At 70.1% G+C, this 22,732-nt stretch carries 20 protein-coding genes and 1 tRNA gene; 9 read left to right on the top strand and 12 right to left on the bottom strand.

Going from position 1 to position 22,732, the window contains the following annotated elements:
* The first annotated feature begins 54 nt into the window (after positions 1–54).
* Both ACT3T9_RS01800 and ACT3T9_RS01795 read left to right on the top strand, forming a co-directional pair.
* The gene (locus ACT3T9_RS01800; RefSeq protein ID WP_441443905.1) at positions 55–2,775 is read left to right on the top strand and encodes an HAD-IC family P-type ATPase; all 2,721 of its coding nucleotides are present in this window, start codon (positions 55–57) and stop codon (positions 2,773–2,775) included.
* A 26-nt stretch (positions 2,776–2,801) separates the two neighbouring features.
* Positions 2,802–2,889 (top strand) — tRNA-Ser (locus tag ACT3T9_RS01795).
* Positions 2,890–2,891: 2 nt separating this feature from the next.
* Here the strand turns inward: ACT3T9_RS01795 and ACT3T9_RS01790 are convergent.
* Positions 2,892–3,710, bottom strand: coding sequence for a DUF1684 domain-containing protein (locus ACT3T9_RS01790; RefSeq protein ID WP_441443904.1), 819 nt, complete (start codon positions 3,708–3,710; stop codon positions 2,892–2,894).
* A gap of 200 nt (positions 3,711–3,910) precedes the next feature.
* On the opposite strand from ACT3T9_RS01790, the gene ACT3T9_RS01785 reads away from it, so the two are divergent.
* Positions 3,911–4,468, top strand: a complete 558-nt coding sequence (locus tag ACT3T9_RS01785) for a hypothetical protein (protein ID WP_444605833.1) — start codon at positions 3,911–3,913, stop codon at positions 4,466–4,468.
* Positions 4,469–4,473: 5 nt separating this feature from the next.
* On the opposite strand, the gene ACT3T9_RS01780 is transcribed toward ACT3T9_RS01785, so the two are convergent.
* Positions 4,474–5,382: an SDR family NAD(P)-dependent oxidoreductase gene (locus ACT3T9_RS01780; protein ID WP_345078648.1), complete on the bottom strand. Its 909-nt coding sequence runs from the start codon at positions 5,380–5,382 to the stop codon at positions 4,474–4,476.
* Between the two features lie 90 nt (positions 5,383–5,472).
* Between ACT3T9_RS01780 and ptsP the strand changes: the two genes are divergently transcribed.
* Positions 5,473–7,191 (top strand): phosphoenolpyruvate--protein phosphotransferase, encoded by a 1,719-nt coding sequence (gene ptsP, locus ACT3T9_RS01775; RefSeq protein WP_442331839.1) that lies wholly within the window; start codon positions 5,473–5,475, stop codon positions 7,189–7,191.
* An 80-nt stretch (positions 7,192–7,271) separates the two neighbouring features.
* Here ptsP and ACT3T9_RS01770 read toward each other — a convergent pair whose 3' ends face one another.
* The 4 genes from ACT3T9_RS01770 to ACT3T9_RS01755 all read right to left on the bottom strand — a co-directional run bounded on the left by ACT3T9_RS01770 (position 7,272) and on the right by ACT3T9_RS01755 (position 10,374).
* Positions 7,272–7,544 (bottom strand): HPr family phosphocarrier protein, encoded by a 273-nt coding sequence (locus ACT3T9_RS01770; protein ID WP_441443902.1) that lies wholly within the window; start codon positions 7,542–7,544, stop codon positions 7,272–7,274.
* 83 nt (positions 7,545–7,627) lie between these two features.
* On the bottom strand, positions 7,628–8,695 hold the full coding sequence (locus tag ACT3T9_RS01765; protein WP_441443901.1) for a mannitol-1-phosphate 5-dehydrogenase: 1,068 nt from the start codon (positions 8,693–8,695) through the stop codon (positions 7,628–7,630).
* Between the two features lie 46 nt (positions 8,696–8,741).
* The gene (locus tag ACT3T9_RS01760) at positions 8,742–9,506 is read right to left on the bottom strand and encodes a TVP38/TMEM64 family protein (protein ID WP_345078635.1); all 765 of its coding nucleotides are present in this window, start codon (positions 9,504–9,506) and stop codon (positions 8,742–8,744) included.
* A 28-nt stretch (positions 9,507–9,534) separates the two neighbouring features.
* A complete protein-coding gene (locus ACT3T9_RS01755) occupies positions 9,535–10,374 on the bottom strand; it encodes a DUF1684 domain-containing protein (RefSeq protein WP_444605832.1) in 840 nt (279 codons plus the stop codon).
* Between the two features lie 285 nt (positions 10,375–10,659).
* On the opposite strand from ACT3T9_RS01755, the gene ACT3T9_RS01750 reads away from it, so the two are divergent.
* On the top strand, positions 10,660–11,286 hold the full coding sequence (locus ACT3T9_RS01750; protein ID WP_441443898.1) for a ClpP family protease: 627 nt from the start codon (positions 10,660–10,662) through the stop codon (positions 11,284–11,286).
* Positions 11,283–11,882, top strand: coding sequence for a ClpP family protease (locus tag ACT3T9_RS01745; protein WP_441443897.1), 600 nt, complete (start codon positions 11,283–11,285; stop codon positions 11,880–11,882). The genes ACT3T9_RS01750 and ACT3T9_RS01745 overlap by 4 nt, the downstream gene beginning before the upstream one ends.
* Here ACT3T9_RS01745 and ACT3T9_RS01740 read toward each other — a convergent pair.
* The 4 genes from ACT3T9_RS01740 to ACT3T9_RS01725 all read right to left on the bottom strand — a co-directional run bounded on the left by ACT3T9_RS01740 (position 11,863) and on the right by ACT3T9_RS01725 (position 14,365).
* Positions 11,863–12,357, bottom strand: coding sequence for a helix-turn-helix domain-containing protein (locus tag ACT3T9_RS01740; RefSeq protein ID WP_444605831.1), 495 nt, complete (start codon positions 12,355–12,357; stop codon positions 11,863–11,865). The two genes, ACT3T9_RS01745 and ACT3T9_RS01740, sit on opposite strands and share 20 nt — an antisense overlap.
* 79 nt (positions 12,358–12,436) lie before the next feature.
* Positions 12,437–12,751: a putative quinol monooxygenase gene (locus tag ACT3T9_RS01735; protein ID WP_444605830.1), complete on the bottom strand. Its 315-nt coding sequence runs from the start codon at positions 12,749–12,751 to the stop codon at positions 12,437–12,439.
* A 169-nt stretch (positions 12,752–12,920) separates the two neighbouring features.
* Entirely contained in the window at positions 12,921–13,841 is a 921-nt protein-coding gene (locus ACT3T9_RS01730) for an SDR family NAD(P)-dependent oxidoreductase (RefSeq protein WP_444605829.1), read from the bottom strand.
* Between the two features lie 5 nt (positions 13,842–13,846).
* Positions 13,847–14,365 carry a MarR family winged helix-turn-helix transcriptional regulator gene (locus ACT3T9_RS01725; protein WP_441443894.1) on the bottom strand — a complete coding sequence of 173 codons (519 nt, stop codon included), beginning with the start codon at positions 14,363–14,365 and terminating at the stop codon, positions 13,847–13,849.
* A gap of 108 nt (positions 14,366–14,473) precedes the next feature.
* Here ACT3T9_RS01725 and ACT3T9_RS01720 point away from each other — a divergent pair, with 108 nt between their 5' ends.
* Entirely contained in the window at positions 14,474–15,415 is a 942-nt protein-coding gene (locus ACT3T9_RS01720) for an EamA family transporter (RefSeq protein ID WP_444605828.1), read from the top strand.
* 74 nt (positions 15,416–15,489) lie between these two features.
* Here the strand turns inward: ACT3T9_RS01720 and ku are convergent, their stop codons facing one another.
* Positions 15,490–16,608: a non-homologous end joining protein Ku gene (gene ku / locus ACT3T9_RS01715; RefSeq protein WP_444605827.1), complete on the bottom strand. Its 1,119-nt coding sequence runs from the start codon at positions 16,606–16,608 to the stop codon at positions 15,490–15,492.
* A gap of 122 nt (positions 16,609–16,730) precedes the next feature.
* Between ku and ACT3T9_RS01710 the strand changes: the two genes are divergently transcribed.
* Positions 16,731–19,325, top strand: coding sequence for an ATP-dependent DNA ligase (locus ACT3T9_RS01710; RefSeq protein ID WP_441443891.1), 2,595 nt, complete (start codon positions 16,731–16,733; stop codon positions 19,323–19,325).
* Between the two features lie 626 nt (positions 19,326–19,951).
* Positions 19,952–20,155 carry a cold-shock protein gene (locus tag ACT3T9_RS01705; protein WP_299300980.1) on the top strand — a complete coding sequence of 68 codons (204 nt, stop codon included), beginning with the start codon at positions 19,952–19,954 and terminating at the stop codon, positions 20,153–20,155.
* A gap of 85 nt (positions 20,156–20,240) precedes the next feature.
* On the opposite strand, the gene ACT3T9_RS01700 is transcribed toward ACT3T9_RS01705, so the two are convergent.
* A complete protein-coding gene (locus ACT3T9_RS01700; RefSeq protein WP_444592520.1) occupies positions 20,241–22,676 on the bottom strand; it encodes a family 78 glycoside hydrolase catalytic domain in 2,436 nt (811 codons plus the stop codon).
* Positions 22,677–22,732: the final 56 nt, after the last annotated feature.

Raw genomic sequence — 22,732 nt, 5'->3', positions numbered from 1 at the left:
CGGTGACGGAAGTCCTCGTGATCCCTCAGCTCACGGGGTGATGATGGAGGGACGATGAGCACCGTGACCACGTCCCCCCAGCCACCCACCTCCTCGTCGGCCGGCGAGCAGCCCCTGATTCCCACGCCGCACGCGGTTCCGGTCGATCAGGTCCTCGAGCAGCTCGGGACCGCGGCCGACGGGCTCCCGGCGGACGTGGCCTCCCGGCGTCTCGAGCACCACGGCCCCAACGCCCTGCCGAGCGGTCAGCAGGAATCGGCTCTGCGACGGTTCCTGCGCCAGTTCAAGGACCCGATGATCTACGTCCTGCTCGGCGCCGGCGTGCTGACCACGCTCATGGGGCATGTCGTCGACACCGTCGTGATCCTCGCGGTCGTGCTGATCAACGCCGTGATCGGGTACGTCCAGGAGGGCAAGGCCGCCGACGCCCTCGAGGGCATCCGCTCCATGCTCTCCCTGGACGCGCAGGTGCGGCGCGACGGCTCCTGGTCGACGATCCCGGCGGAGAACCTGGTCCCTGGGGATGTGGTGCGGCTCGGCGGCGGGGACAAGGTCCCGGCCGACGTCCGCATCCTCGAGGCCACCAACCTCACCGCCGAGGAGTCCGCCCTGACCGGCGAGTCCCTCGCAGTGGAGAAGTCGCCGCGCTCTGTCGAGGTCGACGCCGCGCTCGGCGATCGTAGCGCGATCGCCTTCTCCGGCACCACCATCGCCTCCGGCTCGGGCCGCGGCGTGGTGGTCGGCACCGGACGCCATACCGAGATCGGGCACATCACCTCAATGCTCGACGAGGTGGAATCGATGGAAACCCCGCTGACGCGGCAGATGTCCTCCTTCTCCACCAAGCTCTCGATCGTCGTGGTCATCGCCGCCGCGTTGATGTTCGTGGCCGGCTGGGCGCTGTACGAGTACGGGCTCGGCGAACTCGTGATGGCGGCCATCGGCTTCGCGGTTGCCGCGATCCCTGAGGGGCTGCCTGCGGTCCTCACCATCACCCTCGCGCTCGGCGTGCAGAAGATGGCCGGCCGCAACTCCATCACCCGGCGTATGAACTCGGTGGAGACCCTGGGCTCCGTCACCGTCATCGCCTCGGACAAGACCGGCACGCTCACCAGGAACGAGATGACGGTGCGCACCGTGGTCACCCCCGCCGGCACCTATGACGTGCGCGGCACCGGGTATGCGCCCGAGGGGGACATCGAGCTGGACGGGCAGGTCATCGACGCCGAGGACCGCGGGGACCTGCGGATGCTCGCCGAGGTCGCCGCACGCACCAACGACTCCACCGTCTCGCGGAAGGACGACCGGTGGGTGCTCTCCGGCGAGCCGACGGATGGCGGACTGAGGACTTTCGCGATGAAGGCCGGCATTGAGGGCGACGACGAGCACCGCCTGGCCGTGGTGCCCTTCGACTCCGCATACAAGTACATGGCGACCCTCGACGAGATCGAGGGCGTCGGCCGGGTGGTGAACCTCAAGGGAGCCCCCGACCGGCTGCTGGACCGCTCCGAGTTCCAGGGGATGGGCCTGGACGAGCGCGAAGCGCTGGATCGCGAGCACTGGGACCGGGTGATCGACGAGCTGAGCGGCCAGGGCCTGCGGGTGCTCGCCGCGGCGGTGCGCCGGGCCGGAGACGCCACCGACTCGCTCGCCCCGTCGGACGTCGATTCCGGCGGCTTCACGTTCCTGGGTCTGTACGGGATCATCGACCCACCCCGCCAGGAGGCCATCGAGGCCATCCGGCTCGTCCAGGGTGCCGGCATCCGGGTCATGATGATCACCGGTGACCACGCCGGCACCGCCACCGCGATCGGTCGCGAGATGGGCATCGAGGACGAGCACGGCGCCGTCACCGGCGCGGAGCTGGACGCCGCGGACGACGAGGAGTTCGCCGAGCTCGCACACACCCGCTTGATCTTCGCCCGCACCAGTCCTGAGCACAAGCTGCGGCTGGTCACGGCGCTGCAGGACGGCGGTGACGTGGTCGCGATGACCGGAGACGGCGTCAACGATGCCCCCTCGCTGAAGAAGGCCGACGTGGGGGTGGCCATGGGTATCAAGGGCACTGAGGCCACCAAGGAGGCGGCCGATGTGGTGCTCGCGGACGACAACTTCGCGACCATCGCGGACTCCGTCGAGATGGGCCGCACCATCTACGACAACCTCCGCAAGGCGATCGCGTTCATCCTGCCCACCAATGGCGCGCAGGGCTTGGTCATCCTGGTCGCCGTGCTGATGGGGATGACGCTCCCGCTGACCCCGGTGCAGGTGCTGTGGGTGAACACCATCACCGCCGTCACCCTCGCGCTCGCGCTCGCCTTCGAGCCGGGGGAGCCCGACATCATGCGCCGCCCGCCCCGCAAGCCCGGCGGGTCGATCATCCCGCTCGCTGGCATGATCCGGATCGTCTACGTCTCGCTGCTGCTGGGCGGGATCACCATCGGGGTGTTCCTGCTGGGCCAGGCCCAGGGCGTTCCGCTCGAGGTCTCCCGCACGATCGCGGTCAACACCCTGGTGGTGGGCCAGATCTTCTATCTGCTGGCCTCGCGCTTCACTCGCACCACGAGCCTGCGCAAAGAGCTGCTCACGACGAACCCGATCTCCTGGGCCTGCATCGCGATCATGCTTCTGCTGCAGCTGGCCTTCGTCTATGTCCCGTTCATGCAGACCGCCTTCGCCTCCGGTGCGGTGGGCTGGACGGGCTGGCTGGTCCCGATCGCCGCCGGAGTGGTGGTGTTCGCGGTGGTGGAGGTGGACAAGGCGCTGCGGCGGTAGACTCTCGCGGGTGCCTCCGGGCATGAGGAGGGTTGTCAGAGCGGCCGAATGAGTTGGTCTTGAAAACCAATGTGCAGTGACCCTGTACCGCGGGTTCGAATCCCGCACCCTCCGCGTCACCGCTCCGTGCGCGTCACCCGCTTCTCCCCGGCCCGGATCGCGGCCGCGAGGTGGTTCGCGGCGGGCGGGCGCGGGCAGGTGGCCCAGGCGCTGAAGGCCGCCGGGAAGTTCACGGCCCGGTTGAAGTCCACCGTGATCGTGTCCCCGTCGAGCTCCGCGGTCACCACCCGCCAGTCGGCGCTGGTGGTTCCCGAGGTCTCGTCGGTGAACAGGACGTTCGCGTCGCCGGTGAGCACCAGCTGCACGCGCTTGCCCCCGATCTCGAGCGAGGCGACGCCAGGGGAGGGGAGACGCTGCTCGAGCCAGGGCAGCGCGGAACCGACGGTCACCTCGGTGGGCCGAGCGGTCCAGGTGCCGGTGAGCACGAGCCCCGGGTCGTAGGGATAGGTGGGGACCTCGGAGAACGTGGTGCGTCGGGGCGCAGCCGGGTCCAGGAGGCGCAGCCCCGTGCGGCCGCCGCGACGGATCACGTCGATCTGCACGTCCGCGCCGTACCGCGCCACGCGCACATCTCCGGGAGTCGTGATCGTCGCGCGGTGCAGCTCGCCCTCGCGGGTCTCCTCCACCTCCGGTGACGACGCGAGGAGCTCGAGCTCCTCGCCCTGCCAGGTCACCGTGAGCTGATTGCCCGCGATCTCCCAGCTGCCGGGCACGTCGTCGAAGGACCGGGCCGCCTGCTCGGGATCCACCCAGTGCAGACCCACCTGGGCGAGGATCCCGTGAGGGTCGGCGAGGGAGCGGTGGCGCCGGCTTCGGAAGTCCGACCAGGAGGAGGGCGCGGTGCCGTGGTCGGTGATCTGGTCGGTGGTGCTCATGGCGTGCTCCTCGATCGTCGTGGTCTGCGAGGAGTCTTGCGCGGGGCGGGCACCGGCGTCGACCCCTGCGTCACAGGCGGTCACATCGATGAGAACGGCCTCATCCGGATCTTGGGCTGGTCTCATCCGGGCGGTGTTTCCTGAGGGCATCACAGAAACGGAAGCAGCCCGGAGCACGGGCCGACGGAGGAGAGATGACGATGCGGGCGAAGACGATCTGGACAGTGGCGGCCGGGACCACGGCAGCAGTGCTCATCCCGGGAGTGGCCTACGCGATGACCGCGGGCGGGCCCGTCGAGGGTGTGGACGACACCACCGTCGAGCAGAGCACCGTGCAGGCTGCCGAGCGTCCTGCCGAGGACGCCTCCACCCTCTCGGTGCCGAGTCCGGCGAGTGAGGACCTGGTGAGCGAGGGCGCAGTGAGCGAGGACCTGGCGAGCGCGGTGCCGCCCGTCGAGCTGATGCTGACGGCCAACAGCCCCGTCTCCGCGCAGACTGCGGTCTCGGCGCTCTCGGCGCAGTCAGCCCCGACGGCGGTGTCGGCGGTGTCGGCGCAGTCTGCGGTGTCCGCGCAGTCCGCTCGGTCGCCGGTGTCGGCGGTGTCAGCGCAGTCAGCTGTGTCCGCCCAGTCCGCCCCGTCGGCCCCGTCGGCCCCGTCGGCACAGTCTCCTGTGTCCGCTCAGTCGCCGGTCTCGGCGCAGTCGGCCCCGAGCCCGGTCTCGGCGGATTCGCCGCAGTCCCCGGACTCCGCGAACTGATGTCCTCAGACCGCCGCCACCTCTGACCGTGCCCAGGCCGTGACCTCACGCGCCAGGTCGCGGTCCAGCGCCGGGCCGGAGCGGCGCAGGAGCGTCGGCCGCCCCCGCAGCGCCCTGGGTCCGTCGGGACCGAGGTAGGAGCCGGGCGGGAGCGGCTGGGTCGCGGCGAACAGCACCGCGGCGGCGCCTCCCGTCGGCGGCATGGCGAATGGCCTGGTCACCTCGGTGACCAGCCGATCCAGACGGGCGGAGCCGGTCGCGTTCTGCAGGTTCGTGAGCACCCAGCCAGGGTGCACGAGCTGCAGGTCCACCGGCCCGCCCCGTTCCTGCAGCCGCTCGGAGAGCTCGCGCCCCCACAGCATCGTCACGAGCTTCGAGCGTCCATAGGCGGCGCGCAGGGACCAGCCGCTGCGGGAGAAGTAGGGATCGGACAGGTCGATCTCACCGAAGGCGTGCGCCTGCGAGGCCGTCACCACGACCCGCCCCCGCACCAGCGGCAGCAGCAGATCCGTCAGCAGCAGCGGCGCCAGGGCGTTCACTCCGGTCATCAGCTCGAAGCCGTCCGCGGTGAGCCCCCGGCGGCGGGTCACCAGTCCCGCGACATGGATCAGCAGATCGATCCCGCGGGCGTCCGTGAGCTCCGCGATCTGAGCGGCCGCGGAGCGGACAGAGGAGAGCTCCGCCAGGTCGAGCTGGACCAGGCGGACTGCCTCCTCCCGGCCGGTCTCGCGCACGATCCGGGACTGGACCACCTCACCTTTGGACCGGCTGCGCACCGCGAGGACCAGGTCCGCGCCCCAGCGGGCGAGCTGGAGCGCCGCCTCCCGCCCCAGGCCGTCGCTCGCTCCCGTCATCACGACGGTGCGCCCGCGCAGATCGGGTTCGTGCAGATGCTCCCAGGCCATGGCGTTCATCGCGCCATCGTAGGGGCGCGGACGACGTCGTGCTCCGCGTACGATGACGGCCAAGAACCCCTTCCGACCTCCTCAGAGGAGATGGCAATGATGGCTCAGTACACCGGTGTCGCAGTCAGCCCTGGCCGGGTGATCGGCACCATCCGCGCGATGGCGCCGCCGGTCGCCGAGCCTTCGTCCGGCGACACCCTTGCCGAAGGTGCGGACCGCGCTGCCGAAGCCGAGCGGATCCCGGCCGCAGCCGCCGCCGTGCAGGCCACCCTGATCCGGCTCGCCGAGCGCGCGGCGGGGGACGGGAAGAAGATCCTCGAGGCCACGGCGCAGATGGCCGCGGATCCCTCACTCACCCAGACCGCCCAGGGCTTCGTCCTCACCGGCGGAAAGACCCCGGAGCGGGCCGTGTGGGAAGCCGGTGACCAGGTCGCCAGCATGCTCGAGGGGCTCGGCGGGTACATGGCCGAGCGCGCCACCGACGTGCGCGACGTGCGCGCCCGCATCGTCGCCGAACTGCGCGGCGAGCAGGCCCCCGGCATCCCCGAGGTCGACGAGCCCTTCGTGCTCACCGCCATCGACCTCGCCCCCGCGGACACCGCCACGCTCGATCCCGCACGCGTGATCGCGCTGGTCACCTCCGACGGCGGCCCCCAGTCGCACACCGCGATCCTCGCCCGTCAGCTGGGCCTGCCCGCGATCGTCGCGGCCAAGAGCATCCACGAGTTCGCCGACGGCACCGAGGTGTTCGTCGATGCCGGGCTCGGCACCATCACCGATGAGGTCACCGAGGAGCATCATCGGTTCGCCGCGGCCTGGACCGAGCTGCAGAAGAATCCGCTGAGCTACGAGGGCGGCGGCGGAGTGCTCTCCGACGGGACCCGGGTGCAGCTGCTGGCCAACATCGGCGGCGCCAAGGACGCAGAGAAGGCCGCCGCCGCGAACGCCGACGGGGTGGGCCTGTTCCGCACCGAGTTCCTGTTCCTGGACCGTGAGGACGAGCCGTCCGTCGAGGAGCAGACGAAGGCGTATGTCGAGACCTTCGCGCACCTTGCCGGCAAGAAGGTCGTGGTGCGCACCATCGACGCCGGCGCGGACAAGCCCCTGCCCTTCCTCACCGACGCCGACGAGCCGAATCCCGCTCTCGGGGTGCGCGCTTACCGCACCTCCTGGGAGAAGCGCTCGGTGCTCACCAACCAGCTCGACGCGATCGCGGCGGCCGCGGCGCAGTCCGAGGCCAAGCCCTGGGTGATGGCCCCGATGATCGCGACGGTCCCGGAGACCGAGGACTTCGTGGCGATGTGCCGGGAGCGCGGGCTCGAACCGGCCGGCATCATGGTCGAGACCCCGGCGGCCGCGATCACCGCGGATCGTCATCTCAGCGCCTGCGACTTCGCCTCGATCGGCACCAACGATCTCACGCAGTACACGATGGCCGCCGATCGTCAGCTGGGCTCTCTGGCGCATCTGAACAAGCCCTGGCAGCCGTCCGTGCTCTCGCTGGTCAAGGCGACCTGTGAGGGGGCGCGGAGCGCCGGAGGGGATCCGGAAGCCTTCGGTGAGAGCGCGAACAAGCCCGTCGGCGTGTGCGGCGAGGCGGCCGGTGACCCCGGCCTCGCGGTGGTGCTGGTGGGCCTCGGGGTGAACAGCCTGTCGATGACCCCGCGCTCGCTGCCGGCGGTCGCGAAGGTGCTCTCCACGGTGACGCTCGAGCAGGCGAAGGAGCTCGCAGCGAAGGCCGTCGCCGCACGCACCGCGGAGGACGCGATCAGCACCGTCCGCGCCGGCCTGCCGATCCTCGGCGAGCTCGGCCTGTGACGCGCTGATCTGCTCTCTGCAGGACGAAGGGCGCCCCACCAGGATCGGTGGGGCGCCCTTCGTCGCTGTGCGCGGCCTGCTCACGCCTCGGCGTCGAGGTCCTTCTCCAGGAGTGCGGCGAGTGCGTTCACGGACTCCTCGGCGCCGTCGCCCTCGGCCCGCAGGGTCACCTCGTCGCCGTTGCCGGCCCCGAGGGTCATAAGCATCAGCATGCTCGATGCCTGCACGGCGCTGCCGCCGGCCTTCTCGATGGTCACGCTTGCGGGCTGCTCCGCTGCGGCCTGGGCGAAGATGCCGGCCGGACGGGCGTGGAGCCCGGAGGAGCTGGCGATCTTGACGGTGCGCTCTGCCATGGTGTGTGCCTTTCGTGGGGTCACGTGTGTGTGGGGAATATACCGTGCCCAGATGGGCAGGGCGGGGTGGACCGGACGGGTGCTCAGCGCGTGGTGCGTGCAGCGATCAGTGCACGCACCTCGGGGAACAGCGGATGGGTGGGCTCGAGGCCGGTGATCTCCGCGGCGGCGGCGTCTGCATCGCCTCCTCGCAGGATCTCCTGCAGGCGGTCCACCTCCTCGTCCCCTTCCGGGGTGAAGGCGAGTGCCGCGCCGAAGGCGGCCAGCAGGCCGTCATGCTGCATCCCCCGCTCGGCGAGGGCGGCCGCCGGGCCGACGATCCGGTCCTCGCGGGAGAGCTTGCGCAGCGGCGCCCTGCCCACGCGCTCGACGGGGTCCGGCAGCGAGGTGTTCGCGAAACGGCCTAGCACCTTGTTCCGGTAGGAGGCCATCTCCTCCTCGGAGAAGCCGTGCACGGCCACCAGCAGCGAGGAGGTCTCGGCGAGCACCGATTCGACCTCGACCGCGACGGCAGGATCCGAGATCGCTTCCGCGATCGTCGCGTGCCCTGCCGCCCAGCCGTGCCAGGCGGTGGTGGCATGGCCGGTGTTGACCGTGAACAGCTTCCGTTCGATGTACGGCCCCAGGTCATCGACCCAGGTGATCCCCGGGACCTCGAGCTCGTGACCGTTGAAGGGGCCGCGCTCGACCGCCCACTCGTAGAAGTCCTCGACGGTGACGTCCAGACCTGCGCCTTCCGCCTGGACGGGCACGATCCTGTCCACTGCGGTGTTCGCGAACAGTGCCTTCTCCTCGAGATCGTCGCCCTGATAGGCGTTGCGGATCTCCTGCTCGAGCAGATCCGTGGCATTGATCGCGTTCTCGCAGGCCAGCACCGCCAGCGGCGGTGCCCCGGCGGGGCGGGCAGCGATCCCGGCGGCGATGTTCGGCGCCACGAACCGCAGGATATGGGCACCGACGGCGGTGGTCACCAGGTCCGCGGAGGCGATCTCCTCGGTCAGGGTGTCCGGGTCCTGTGCCGAGTTGATCGCACGGAATCCGTCGACCGTGGTGCTGGTGGGCTGCTGGCCCACGGTGCGCACCTGGTAGGAGTCCGCCTGCGACGCGCGCCGGCTGGCGCGCTGCGACCGATCGGGGCCTACCCCGGACATCGTGCTGAGGGGTGCTCCGGCGGCGTGGGAGCAGTCTAGACCGGAATCAGGCGTTGTCAGTGGTAGCAGAGGGGATGGCGTCCTCGGGATGCTCCGTGCTGCGGGTGGCCCTCCACCGGCGATAGGACAGCAGCGTCAGTGCGATCACGATGGTCCAGGAGATCGCCACCACCGCACCGGAGGCGATGCCCGGCTCGACCAGGAACGCTCCGACGGCGATGAGGGAGATCTGACCCGGCAGCGCCGAGAGCGCAGTGGCGATGAGGAAGTCGCGGCTGCTGATGCCCAAAGCGCCGCTGCCGTAGTTCACCGGCCAGTAGGGGATGCCGGGCATCAGTCGCAGCGTGCACACCGCATAGAACCCGCCGTTCTCGAGGCGGTCCTCGACCAGCTCCGCGTGCGATCCGAGAGCGCGCATCACCGTGTCCCGGCCCAGGCCCCGCGCCACCCAGTAGCCGCCCCAGCAGCCGAGCGTCACCCCGATCATCGACAGCACGGTGCCACCGGGCACCCCGAAGAGCATCCCGCCGGCCACCGCCATGATCGTCACCGGGATCGGTGTCAGGGCCACCGCCGCGTAGAGCGCGATGAAGGCGAGCGGACCCCAGGCACCGAGCTCGGCGATGTCCGCGCGCAGCTCGTCCACGGACGGCAGGCGCACGTTCAGCGCGAGCCACACCATCACCAGCACGGCGAGCACGAGGGTGACGTTGCGCAGCACGGAGCCCCAGGGCACCCCGCCGCGCGTGCGGGCAGGGCCGTCGGAGACTTCGGGGGTCTCGCCGGTCTCGGGATCGGGACGGTCTGGCATCCCGCGATCCTAGAGGCTCGGCAGCCGCTCAGCGCTCCGTGGGCTCGACCCGGGCCTCCCCGGCGCGCACGGCCAGCGGCAGGTGGTTGCCCGCCGGCGGGCGCGGACAGGTGCCCCAGGCGCTGAAGGCGGACGGGAAGTTCAGGGAGAAGTTGAGATCCACGTGCACCCGGTCGCCGTCCAGCTGTGCGCTGACCTGACGCCAGTGGGCGCTCTCGGAGCCGGAGGTCTCGTCGGTGAACAGGATGCTGGATTCGCCGGTGAGCACGAGATCCACCTCGGTGCCGGCGATCTCGAGGGTCACGACCCCGGGGGAGGACAGCTCCTGCTCGAGCCACGGCAGCGCCGAGCCGACTCGCACCGTGGCGGGCTGGGGCCGGAAGGTCCCGGTATGCACAGAGGCGGGGTCGTAGGGAAAGGTCGGCACCCCGTCGAAGGCGGCCAGTCGTGGCGCCGCCGGGTCGAGCAGGCGCAGGCCGATCCGCCCGCCCCGACGGATCACATCGATCTGCACGTCCTCGCCGAAGCTCGCCAGGCGGACGTCACCCGCGGAGGTCACGGTCGTGACGACGACCCCGTCATCGGCGCGGACGCCGATCTCCGAGGAGTCGGCGAGCAGCGTGAGCTCCGTGCCTCCGAAGCGCACGACCGGTCGATCCTCGACGATCTCCCAGCTGCCGGGGACCTCGCCGAGATGCTGCGGCCCGGCCGACGGGTCGATCCAGTGCAGCGCGACCTGGGAGAGGATGCCGTGGCGTGCGGCCAGGGATTCGTCCCGGCGGCGCCGGAAGTTGGTCCAGGAGGCGGGGACGTCGGCCCGCTCGGCATCGGCCCGCTCGGCGGCGGCGGTCGGGGTGTGCTGCGTCATCGGGCTCTCCTCGGTCAGGGCGGTGGCGCGAGTCTCCTCCTCGTCGCGGGGTCCTGGCGAGCCTGCCGTGATCTGCGTTCACACGGCGGGGGACCCGCGCCGGGCCGGCCTCCGCCCAGGGCTGATCAACGCTGCCCTATCAACGCTGGGCCCCTCAACGCTGGGCCGATCAGCGCACAGCTAATGAGCGCACAGCTGATCAGCCCTGAACTGATCAGCGCAGGACTGATCAACCCAGAGCGGAGATGCTGGCGCCGCGCCACCGGCCCGGCGAAGACTCGCCACATGACCACCACCTCACCTCCAGCCACGACCACCGCCGCCCTCACCGACCGCATCGATCTCGGCCTCCTCCACCAGCGCGTCCTGCTGCTGGATCGGGAGCTCGATCAGGACAATGGCGCCCAGCTCAGCGCCGGACTGCTGCTCCTGGCCGCCGAGGACCCCGACAGCGACATCACGCTGCTGATCAACTCTCCTGGCGGGCTGGTGCCCGCCATGCTCGCGATCGGGGACCTCATGGACCTGGTGCCCTGCGATGTGCGCACCGTCGCTCTGGGCATGGCCTACAGCGCCGGCCAGTACCTGCTCACGCACGGCACCCCCGGCAAGCGGAGCATCCTCCCGCACGGGCGGGTGCTCATGCATCAGGGATCCGCGGGCTTCGGCGGCTCTGCAGCCGACATCGAGATCCAGGCCGAGGACCTGCGCGCGAACCGCGATCTGCTCATCGACATCACCGCAGAGCGCACCGGGCAGCCGCGAGAGACGATCGCCCGCGACTCGGAGCGCGACCGCTTCTGGTCCGCAGCCGACGCGGTCGCCTACGGATTCTGCGACCAGGTGGTCGCCGACCTCCGCGAGATCCTCCCGATGCGGTCCGCCACCACGACGACAGGACTCGGACGATGAGCAGCTACACCATCCCCAGCGTCATCGAGCGCACCGCAGGCGGCGGCGAGCGGACGGCCGACATCTTCTCCCGCCTGCTCAGCGACCGCATCGTCTACCTCGGCACCGAGGTGGACGACGGGGTGGCGAACACGATCATCGCCCAGGTGCTGCACCTGGAGAACGAGTCGCGGGACACCCCCATCCAGATCTACCTGAACTCCGCCGGCGGGGACGTGCAGGCAGTGCTCGCCATCCACGACGCGCTCGCCTATGTGCGCAGCCCGATCGCGGTGACCTGCGTGGGCCAGGTCGTCGCCGCGCCGGTGCTGCTGCTGGCCGCGGGAACTCCCGGGATGCGGGCCGTGCTGCCGCACTCGCGCGCGGTGCTGCGACCGCTCGAGGCCAGCGGACGCGGAGCGATCCCGGACCTGATCCTTGCCGTCGAGGAGGTCGAACGGGTGCGCCGCCAGCTGGAACAGCTGCTCGCAGAGTCGACCGGCCGCGACGCCTCGCAGGTGAGGCAGGACCTCGAACGCGAGCGGGTGCTGGATGCCGCGGCGATCGTGGAATACGGGCTCGCCGACGAGATTCTGCTCAGGCGGCCGACAGCATGACGTCGCGCGGGCGGAGCGGGCGGAGAGAGGGTCGGTGCCGTCCGCTGACGACGGACCTCGCCCCGAGCTCGAGCTCAGGCTCGATCTCGAGCTCAGGCGGCGCCGAGCGCGGAGCACGGGCGAGGTCGAGCAGGACGGGCCGGGCGTAGGGCTGGGCCGACGACCGGGCTGCGGGCGTGGCTGCGGGCAGAGCCGAGGACTGAGCTGAGGACCGCGCTGCGGACTGCGCTGAGGACCGAGCCGAGGGCTGTGCCGCTTCGGACATCAACTGGGCGGCCGTCACGCCGAGCGCTCCGCAGATCGCAGCGAGGATCTCGCTCGAGGCGTCCTTGCGCCCACGCTCGACGTCCGAGAGGTGCTGCATGCTCACCCCGGCCTGCCCGGCGACATCGGCGAGAGTGCGTCCGCGCTCTCGTCGGCGACGGCGCAGGGCGCCGCCGATCAGCTCTCGCAGCAGAGGCTCCAGCGTGGTCATGGGATGACGGTACGCCGCCTGCGACGACCCCGCCGGAGCCTCTGCTGTGGGCAGAACCAGGCTCCGGCGGGTTCAGAGGTCAGAGCTGTCCCTGCGCCTCCGTGCCTGCGGGGATGGGGGTCATGCGGGTGACCAGGCCCGGCTTCTCGACCAGGTCCGCCACATCGGCGCGCAGGATCTTGACCTCATCGCTGTCGCCGTGGATGTCGAGCGCCTCGACGGAGGACCACTTCTCGATCATCGTGATGGTGCCGTCCTCGGCGTCGTGGATCGCATAGAGCTCGCAGCCGTTCTCTCCGTGCACGGCGGCGATGCCGCGATGCATGGCCTCGGCCAGCTCCTGCTTCTTGCCGGGCTTGGGGTAGAAGATCGCGGTGACGACGACTGCGGTCATGGGGGGCTCCTGGTGCTGATCGGGGTGGGGTCCTGACCGCCCATCCTGCCCCGTCCGGCTGGGTGGCTCCACACCGTCCGAGCGCTGGGCGCTCAGCAGTACGCGATCGGCAGCCTCGGTCACCGGGCATCACCGGGCGTCACCGGGCGTCACCGGGCGTCACCGGGCGTCAGCGGGTGGGGGACAGACCCACCAGCTCGGCGCTGCGCTGCCACAGCCCCTCGGCGAGAGCGAGGTCGTCGGCCTGCGGGTTCACGCGCGTGGTGGGCCGGTCCTGGTCGTAGTAGCGCCCGGAGGTCCAGGTCGAACCCGGCACGCCGGTGAGGAACCAGGCCAGGGTCGCGCCGCCCTGTTCGGGGCTGATCATCGGTGCGAAGCGCGCGAGCGGCGACTGATAGAACCAGCGCATCGAACTCGCCGATCCGGCGGAGAAGCTCGTGCGCACCAGCCCGGGGTGGAATGCCGCGGAAGAGAGCCCTTGGTCGTGGAACTTCGCGTGCAGGCTGCGGGTGAACAGCACGTTCGCGAGCTTTGCATCCCCGTAGGCCTTGCGCGGGCTGTATCTCCGCTCGTTGCCGAGGTCGGAGAGGTCCAGGTGCCCGAACAGCCGGTTCGCCATGCTTGAGGTGTTCACGACCGAGGCGCCCCCGGGCAGCAGGCGTGGCAGCAGGAGAGTAGTCAGCAGGAACGGGGCGAGGTGGTTGACCTGGAGCGTCTTCTCGAAACCGTCGACGGTCGGGGTGCGGTCGCCGAAGATTCCGCCGGCATTGTTGGCGAGCACGTCGATGCCGTGCTCGGCGGTCGCCGCTGAGAGCTCCGCCGCGAGGCGGCGCACGTCATCGAGACGAGCGAAGTCGGCGATGAAGTGTTCGGCGTCGATCTCCCGCGCGACGGCCGCAGTCTTCTCCGGTGAGCGACCGACCACGAGCAGGCGGACGCCCGTGCCGGCGAGCTGACGGGCTGCGGCGGCGCCGATCCCGTCGGACGCGCCGGTGATGACGATGGTCGTCGGTGTCTGGGCCTGTGTTTGGGACGGCTCGCCAGTCGTTCTCCGACCCGACGCATTCTGGTGGCTGAGGTTCTTGCCCATGCGGGTCAGTCCTTGCTCGTGTCGTGGGTGGAGACGTCGCCCGAGTTCTCCAGGAAGCGTTCCAGCAGCTTCGCCAGCTGAGTCTGCTCCTCGCGCGTGAGCCGGGCGTCCAACAGTTCCTGCTCGGCGTTGACATGGGGGACCACGATCTCGTCGACCAGCTCCCGCCCAGCGTCGGTGAGGCGCACCAGCACGCGGCGCCGGTTGGAGGGGTCCATCGTCCGCTGCAGCAGCCCTTTGTCCTCCAGACGCTGCAGGCGGTTGGTCATCGCGGCGCCGGTGACCATGCTCGAGGCGGCCAGCTCGCCAGGGGTGAGGGTGAACGGGGACCCGGACCGTCGCAGGGCGGCGAGGGTGTCGAATTCCCCGCGATGCAGGCCGACGCCCCGGAACGTCGCCTGCAGCGTGCGGCCGGCAATCTCGTCGACCCGCGAAAGGCGTCCGATCACCCCCATCGGGGTGGCGTCGAGATCCGGTCGCTCCCGGGCCCACTGGGCGAGGAAGTCGCTCACGCGGTCTGCCATGTCATTCCCTCCTGGCGCGGATGGATCGCTCGCGGTGGGGCCAGCGTGAGCGAACCTTCGACATCTAACTGTTTGACGGGACTCTATCGCAGGCATACATTCTCAACCATGAAACAGTTAGACATCGAAAGATCGCGGGGCGGGAATGCTTCCGCGAGTGGCACGCCGTCGGCACCGCGCCCTGGGTCGGCCGCCGCGCTGACTGTCGCGCTGACGGCGATCGCCCCGATCACCTGGGGGACCACCTATCTCGTCACCACCGAACTGCTGCCTCCGGATCATCCCCTGTGGTCCGGGGCTCTGCGCGCTCTGCCGGCAGGCCTGCTCGCCCTCGCGCTCGGCCGCGCCCTCCCGCACGGCCACTGGTGGTGGCGCTCCCTGCTGCTGGGCACGCTCAACATCGGCGCCTTCTTCCCGCTGCTGTTCCTCGCCGCCTACCTGCTGCCCGGGGGAGTGGCGGGAGTCTTCGGCGCCACCGGGCCGCTGCTGGTCGCGGTGCTCGCCGCTGTCCTGCTCCGGGAGCGGCCGACGGTGCGTCGGCTGATCTGGGGAGTCCTGGCTGTGCTCGGAGTCGCAGCCACGGTGCTCGGGCCCGATGCCGCGCTCGATTCGCTCGGCATCCTCGCGGGCATCGGTGGCGTGGCTTCGATGGCGGTGGGCACGGTGCTGTCCAAGCGGTGGCGGCCACCCGTCGGCCCCATCGCCTTCGCAGGCTGGCAGCTCACCGCTGGCGGCCTGATCATCCTCCCTCTCGCCCTTGCCGTCGAAGGCACGCCGCCGGCGCTCGACGCGCAGGCGACGATGGGCTATGCCTGGCTCGCGCTTGTGGGAGGGCTTCTCGCCTACGTGCTGTGGTTCCGGGGCTTGGGTCTGATGCCAGCGGGGAGCGCTGCGTTCCTCCCGGTGCTCTCCCCACTCGTTGCGGCTGTGCTCGGCTTCCTCGTGCTCGGCGAGCAGCTCACGGCCGTCCAGCTGGGCGGCTTCGCCCTCGCCCTGATCGCCGTGGTCGCAGCCCAGGGATCCCGTCGAGCGCGGGAGATGTCGCCATGAGGATCCTCGGTGCCGACGGCGCCTCGCCCCTGCGAGAGCAGGGCGGAGGCGGACGGTGCCCTGGGAGGTGAGGCCTACGCCGACTTCTTCGAGCGCTCCGCCGACGAACCGGAGGACTTCTTTGCAGCCTTCTTGGCCTTCGGAGCCTTGGTCTTCGTGCCTGTGCTCTTGGCCGAGGACCCGGACTTCTTCGAGGAGCCGGAACTCTTGGAGGCGCTGGACTTCTTGGAACCGCCGGACTTCTTGGAACCGCCGGACTTCTTGGAGGCACCGGAACTCTTCGCGCTCGACGCCGTGGAGTGCGAGGACTTCTTCGCCGAGTCCGACTTCTTCCGCGTCGGGCCCGACCCCTTCTTCTCCGTCTCGTCCTTCTGCTGTGCCGGCGATGATCCCGATCCGCGGCGCTTCTGCACGCTGCGTTCCAGTGCGTCCATCAGGCTGATGACCTTCCCGCCGCCGCCAGCCGCGTCGGCCTCGTCTTTCGAGCTGTCCTTCCCGAAGGTCGCGTCGGTGTCCACGGAGTCTCCCTGCTCGAGCTTGGCGTCGACCAGCTCGCGAAGCTGCGCCTGGTACTCGTCGGTGAACTGCTCAGGGTCGAAGTCATCGCTGAACTGCTCGACCAGGGACGCCGACATCGCCAGCTCCTTGCTGCTGATCTTCGACTTCTTGGGGCCGAAGTCGACCTCCTTGAGGTCTTTGGGCCAGCGCAGGGTCTGCAGCGCGAGCAGGTCCCCGTGGATCCGCAGCACCCCGAGGCGGGTCTTGGTGCGCAGGGTGAAGGTCACGACAGCGGTCCGCTCCGTCTCCTCCAGCGTGCGCCGCAGCAGCACATACGCCTTCGCGGAACGCCCCACCGGCTCGAGGAAGTACGAGGTGCCGAGCAGGATCGGATCCACCTGATCCGAAGGCACGAACTGCACGACGTCGATCTCGTCGTTGTCCTCCGCCGGCAGCGCGTCCAGCTCCTCGTCGGTGAGCACCACCGTTTTGTCGCCATCGTCGTAGGCCTTGTCGATGTGCTCGTAGTCGATCTCTCGGCCGCACACCTCGCAGGTGCGCTGATACCGGATCCGCCCGTGATCCTCATCGTGGACCTGATGGAAGGAGATGTCGTGCGAGCGGGTGGCCCCGTAGAGCTTCACCGGCACGTTCACCAGTCCGAAGGTGATCTCACCGCTCCAGATTGCGCGCATGCCCCATGACATCACGGAGAACCGGCGGTGACCAGGAACGAGCGGTCGGACGGTTGTGCACCTATGGGAGATGAACGATCCCGGGGCGTGACGAATGCGGCGATCGGGGGCACAGTGGGCCCATGGCCATCCCCGCACAGCACGTCGAGGTGGACGGACGGAGGGTGAAGCTGTCGAACCTCGACAAGATCCTCTACCCCTCCACGGGCACCGCCAAGGGCGAGGTGATCGACTACTTCCACCGCATCGCGCCGCTGCTGATCCCGCAGGCCGCGCGTCGTCCCGCGACGCGAAAACGGTGGGTCGACGGGGTCGGCACCACCGAGCGGCCCGGCAAGGCGTTCTTCCGCAAGGATCTGGAGGATCACGCACCGGACTGGGTGCCGCGCGCCGAGATCCGGCACAGCGAGGCCACCGCCACCTACCCGCTGGTGGACGAGGTCGCGGTGCTGGTCTGGCTCGCCCAGCTCGCAGCCCTCGAGATCCATACCCCGCAGTGGCGCTTCGACGAGCACCTCGAACCCGCAGGTCCCGACCGGATGGTCCTGGATCTCGATCCCGGAGAAGGCGCAGGGCTGGCGGACTGCGCTCTCGTGGCGGGATGGTGCCGCGAGATCCTCGCCGATATGGGCCTGGACTCCTATCCCGTGACCTCCGGATCCAAGGGGATCCATCTGTACGCGCCGCTGGACGGCAGCAGCACGGCCGACGAGATCGCACAGGTCGCGCATCAGCTGGCCCGGGCTCTCGAGCAGGACCACCCCGAGCAGGTCGTGAGCGAGATGAAGAAGTCATCGCGCCGCGGCAAGGTGCTCGTGGACTGGTCGCAGAACAACGGGCAGAAGACCACCATCTGCCCGTACTCGCTGCGAGGAAGACTGCGGCCCACCGTCGCCGCCCCGCGCACCTGGGAGGAGATCGAGGACCCCGGCCTCGAACAGCTCGAGATGGCCGAGGTGCTCGAGCGGCTCGAGGAGGGCATCGACCCGATCGCACCGCTGGGCATCGCGGCCGCAGGGAAGGCACCCGCGGTAAAGCGCGCCCGGGACCGGCTCGAGGTGTATCGCTCGAAGCGGGACCCGGAGAAGACCCCCGAGCCCGTCCCCGCGCCGAAGCGCGACCCGGACACCGGCTCCGCAGCTGCACAGGAGGCGCTCGAGGCTCTGCACTCCGAGGAGCCGATGTTCGTGATCCAGGAGCATCACGCCTCACGCCTGCACTGGGACTTCCGTCTCCAGCACTCCGGGGTGCTGGTCTCCTGGGCGGTGCCGAAGGGCCCGCCGCTGGAGACGGACCAGAACCGGCTCGCCGTGCAGACCGAGGACCATCCCCTCGAGTACGGCACCTTCGAAGGCACCATCCCCGCACAGGAGTACGGCGGTGGGGAGGTCGCCCTCTGGGATACCGGCACCGTCGAGATCGAGAAATGGCGCGAGGGCAAGGAGGTGATCGTGGTCTGCCACGGTCGCCCGGACGGCGGCCTCGGCGGGGTTCCGCGACGCTATGCCTTCATCCACACCGGCGGGATGGGCGGATCAGGGAAGTCCGCCGCCGCGAAGGAGAAGGCGGCGGCGAACTGGCTGCTGCACCTCATGAAGGACCAGCCCGACGGTGACGGCGACAGCGAGGGCGGAGAGGGCGGCGGGTCTGCACCCCAGAGCGCGCCGACCACGCGGTCGCGGAAGCCTCCGCGGCGCAGCGAGGACGAGGAGCCGGCCGGGTCGAGCGCGGCCGGCATGGGAGAGCCGCTCTCACCGATGCTCGCGACTCTCGGCACTCGAGGCGACATTCGCCAGGAGGACGAGTGGGCCTTCGAGATGAAATGGGACGGGGTGCGCGTCATCGCGACCGTCACCGAGGGTGCCGTGCGGCTGACCAGCCGTGGCGGCAACGACCTCACCGCGACCTTCCCCGAGCTCGCGGAGCTGCACGACGCCGTGGACCCGGAGCTCAGGGTCGCTGGCGAGACCGTGCTGGATGGGGAGATCGTGGCGCTGGATGGGAGCGACCGGCCGTCCTTCTCCCGGCTCCAGCAGCGACTCGGGCTGACCCGCGAGCGCGACGTCGCCCGAGCGCGGGAGGAGGTCGAGGTCCACGTGATGCTGTTCGACCTGCTGGTCCGCGGCGGTGAGTCGCTGGTGCGAGCGTCCTATCTGGAACGCCGGGAAGCGCTGTTCGACGCCGTCAGCGTGACCGAGCACGTCCAGCTGCCCCACGCCGACCACGGTGACGTCGAGCATGCGATCGAGATCTCCCAGCAGCTGCAGCTCGAAGGGGTGATGGCGAAGAAGGAGAGCGGCATCTACCAGGCCGGGAAGCGCTCGCGCACCTGGATCAAGCTCAAGAACGCCCACCACCAGGAGGTCGTGGTCATCGGGTGGCGACACGGCAAGGGGGAGCGCTCTGGGACCCTCGGCTCCCTGCTGCTCGCTGTCCCCGACACCGAGGGTGTCCTGCGCTATGCGGGACGGGTGGGCAGCGGCTTCTCGGGCCGAGATCTCGAACAGATCGCCACCGCCCTCCGCTCCCGGACCCGGAAGACCCCTGCGGCGAACAACGTGCCAGCAGCGGATCGCCGTGACGCCGAGTGGGTGCGCGCGGATCTGGTGGGCGAGGTGCAGCACGCCGAACGGACCGAGGACGGTCGCCTGCGCCATCCGGTCTGGCGCGGATGGCGCCCGGACAAGGAGCCCGCACAGGTGCGCTGGGAGGACTGAGGGCCTGGGGCCCCGGGGGCGATGCCGTCGCGATGTCCCGGACGTACGGTGGGTCACATCGGGGTTCGAGCACAAGGGTTCATGCCGTAGTCTTCTCGAAGTCGTCCACACGGCCCGGTCATATGGCAGGATCTGTGGAAGACACGCACGGCGCAGGATGCCTCCCTCGGAGGCGACCGACGACGGTCGCGCAGCACTTCCGACGAAATTGGGACTTCATTACCTCCTCCGCACCGCCTTTGTACGACGACGCTTCTGCGTCACACCTCACGATCGCGCCGATGACTGCCACCGCAGCCGTTGCAGCGCACCAGACCCTCTCCTGGCTCCGAGCCGATGACGACGTCCACGTCGCCACGCTCGCCGGAGAGTTCGCCGGCCATGTCGTCAGCACCTCCGCTGACGCGCCGGTCCACACGGCCTACGGGCCCCAGTTCGGCCGCATCGGCGACTTCGTGTCGCTGGCCGCGGCTCAGGCGGCCCTCGTGGCCGCACCCGCCCCCCAGAACGGCAGCGGTGACCGCATCGGTCGCCGTGACGCCAGGGGCACAACCCATCCGCGGCGGCGCCGTCGTCACGGATACCCGGGCCACGAATGTGGTTCACGACAACGAAGGAATATCGCCATGGCTACTGGCATCGTCACCTGGTTCAACTCCGACAAGGGCTACGGCTTCATCGCCCCCGAGGACGGCTCCGCCGATGTGTTCGCTCACTTCAGCGCCATCGCCGGCACCGGCCGTCGCGACCTCGAGGAGAACCAGCGCGTGGAGTTCGAGACCGAGCAGGGCCCCAAGGGTCTGCAGGCAGTGAACATCCGCGCCCTCTGAGCGCTCCGGCCGATCTACGTATCGGCCGCATGACCTCGACGCCCGTCGGGTCCGGCTTCGGCCGGGCACGGCGGGCGTCGTGCTGTCACCAGGTCACGACGTGGCGCCCTGCCTCGCAGACCTTCTCGGTTCCGGGCAGGAGCACCCGTGCACGGGCTCCCTCAGGGACCACCAGCGTCATCACGCGCTCCTCGCGGACCACCTCGATCACGATCTCCCCGAGATCCGTCTCGCGGGAGAAGGCGATGTGGGCCACCGGCACCCGCGGATCGGGCTCGACCACGAAGTCCCGCCATCCGTCGGGCCCTCGCCGCAGCCCCACCACCCATTCATGGAGCCAGGTCGCGGGGGTGCCCATGAAGTAGTGGGAGCAGGAGCGGGGGTTCTCCCACATCTCCATGAAGGTCGAATTCCCCGCCTCCAGCCACGCCTTCCATCCCGGCGCGGTCGGCGAGTTCAGCACCCGCCAGGCCAGCTCGCCATGACCGTGCGCCGACAGCACCGGCAGCAGGAAGCGCACTCCGATGTGCCCGCAGTCGTGGTGATCCCCGCGCGCCTCGATATCCGCCACCAGATTCGCCACCACCGCCTCGACGTGCTCGGGCGGGACCGTCCCGAAGGCAAGGGGCAGCAGGTTGCTGGTCTGGCGGTAGGCGGGTGCGGCAGCGCCCGCAGGGCCGGGAGAATCCGCAGTGTTCGCCCTCCCGCCCTCGGCGCGAGTGCCGGAATCTTCGGGAGCGGCGGAATCCTCTGGAGCGGCGGAATCCTCTGGAGCGGTGGAATCTTCTAGAGTGCCGGGATCGCGGTAGCGACCCGCGACGGGGTCGAGGAAGACGGCGTTCACCGCCTCCTCCAGCGCGGTGGCGTCGGCCCGCAATGCTTCCGGATCCGGCACCCCCTCGATGCTCTCGCCGCTCGCGGTCCAGGGGTCACCACCCGCACCGCCGCTCTCGAGCGTGGCCAGGTCCACCGCATGGGCGAGGGAGCGCAGGGCCCTTGCCACGAACAGCGAACCGGACAGGCGCTTGTCCTCCGGGGCAGGGCCGGGGCTGCCCGGGCTGAGGTAGTCGCCGAGCACCCCCGAGATCAGCCCCTCCTGGTCACGTCGGGAGAGCTCATGAGCGAGATAGCTCGCCGCCGCTGGACCGTGCAGCGCGACCAGCCCCACCTCGCCGTACTCGGTGACCATCTCGTCCAGTAGCGTCGGCAGCAGGCAGGTCCACTCCGGGGCGGGCGAGAGCTCGTCATACCCCCAGTCCGGATTCGGCGAGATCACCGCGAGGGATCCGTCCGCCCGCTGCCCGTCGACCTGGTCCGCCAACCACTTGCGCAGCATCCGGCGCATATCGAAGCTCGTGGTCATCGCCGCGAGCGCCGTCAGCGCATCACCGGTCCACCCGTTCTTCTCCTGGATCGGGGTATCCGTGGGGACGTGATGCATGTTGTTCAGCAGGGAGGCGCGCATCGCCGCGTCGAACTGTTCGAGATACGGATCCGACGAGCTCAGCCTGCTGACCTCGCGAAGATCCGCATGGGCGAGGACCCCGGTGACCTGGAGCCCAGCCAGGTCGCCCGAGAGCGGTTCGAGCTGCACATAGCGGAACCCCTTGTAGCTGTGCCGCGGGGCGAAGGAACGTGCGAAGGCAGGCTGCAGCAGCACCCGGTCCTGCTGGAAGCGATCGGTGTGGATGTGCTGGTTCACGTCATCCACTGTGCCGTCGGCCAGGAGCTTCTCCCCGTGCCGTGCCACGAACTCGACCGGGGGCGCCCACGGCCCCACCTCAGCGGGGAGCGTGAAGCGGCACCAGCCGGCGATCACCCGTCCCATATCCAGCACCACCCGCTGCGGAGTGGAGGAGACCAGGGTCGGGAGGAGCTCCTCGCGCACCACCACGGGCTCCTGCACCTGGTGCACCAGCAGCGGTTCAGCAGACCTCTGCGCCCGGCGGGACCCGCTGCCGGGACGGTCCACCAGCACCGGCGCCCAGCCGGCATCGTCATAGCCCGGCAACCGCCATGCGGCCGGGTCCTCGGTGGGAGCGAAGGTCTCACCCTCGTACATCGAGTCGAAGACCACCGGGCCCGGCCGGGTGCGCCACCCTTCCCCGGTGGACAGCGCCCGGGTGGTGCCGTCGGCCAGATCGATCCGAAGCCGCGCCCAGGCCCGCACCGGGCCCCGCCAGGGCGCCAGATGCCAGCGCCATTCGTTCGGGGTGGTCGTCGCATGGAAGCCGCGGCCCAGTTCGATGCCGAGCACGTTCTCGCCGCGGGTGAGCAGCTCCGCAGCGTCCACCTCGCACACCTGCACCCGTCGGCGAGGATCCGTCAGCCCCGGGTCGAGCAGACCGTCGCTGATCGGAGCGCCGTTGAGATAGGCGCGGAAGGTGCCCAGGCCCGTCACCAGCAGCCGCGCCGCGACCGGCGGCGAGGCCAGCTCGAACGACATGCGCAGGAGCGGATTCTGCGGATCCTCACCGGGGGCGGTGATCCATCGGGCGAGGGCGGGGTCGATGTCCGGCATGCGGTGCCACCAGGTCCTTCGAGTCGTCGTCGACGGGTGCGGACAGTCTGGCACGC

The organism is Brachybacterium sp. AOP29-B2-41, from assembly GCF_052378395.1.
In the GTDB taxonomy this organism is placed as follows: Bacteria; Actinomycetota; Actinomycetes; order Actinomycetales; family Dermabacteraceae; genus Brachybacterium.
This window is presented reverse-complemented; position numbering and strand designations above follow the sequence as displayed.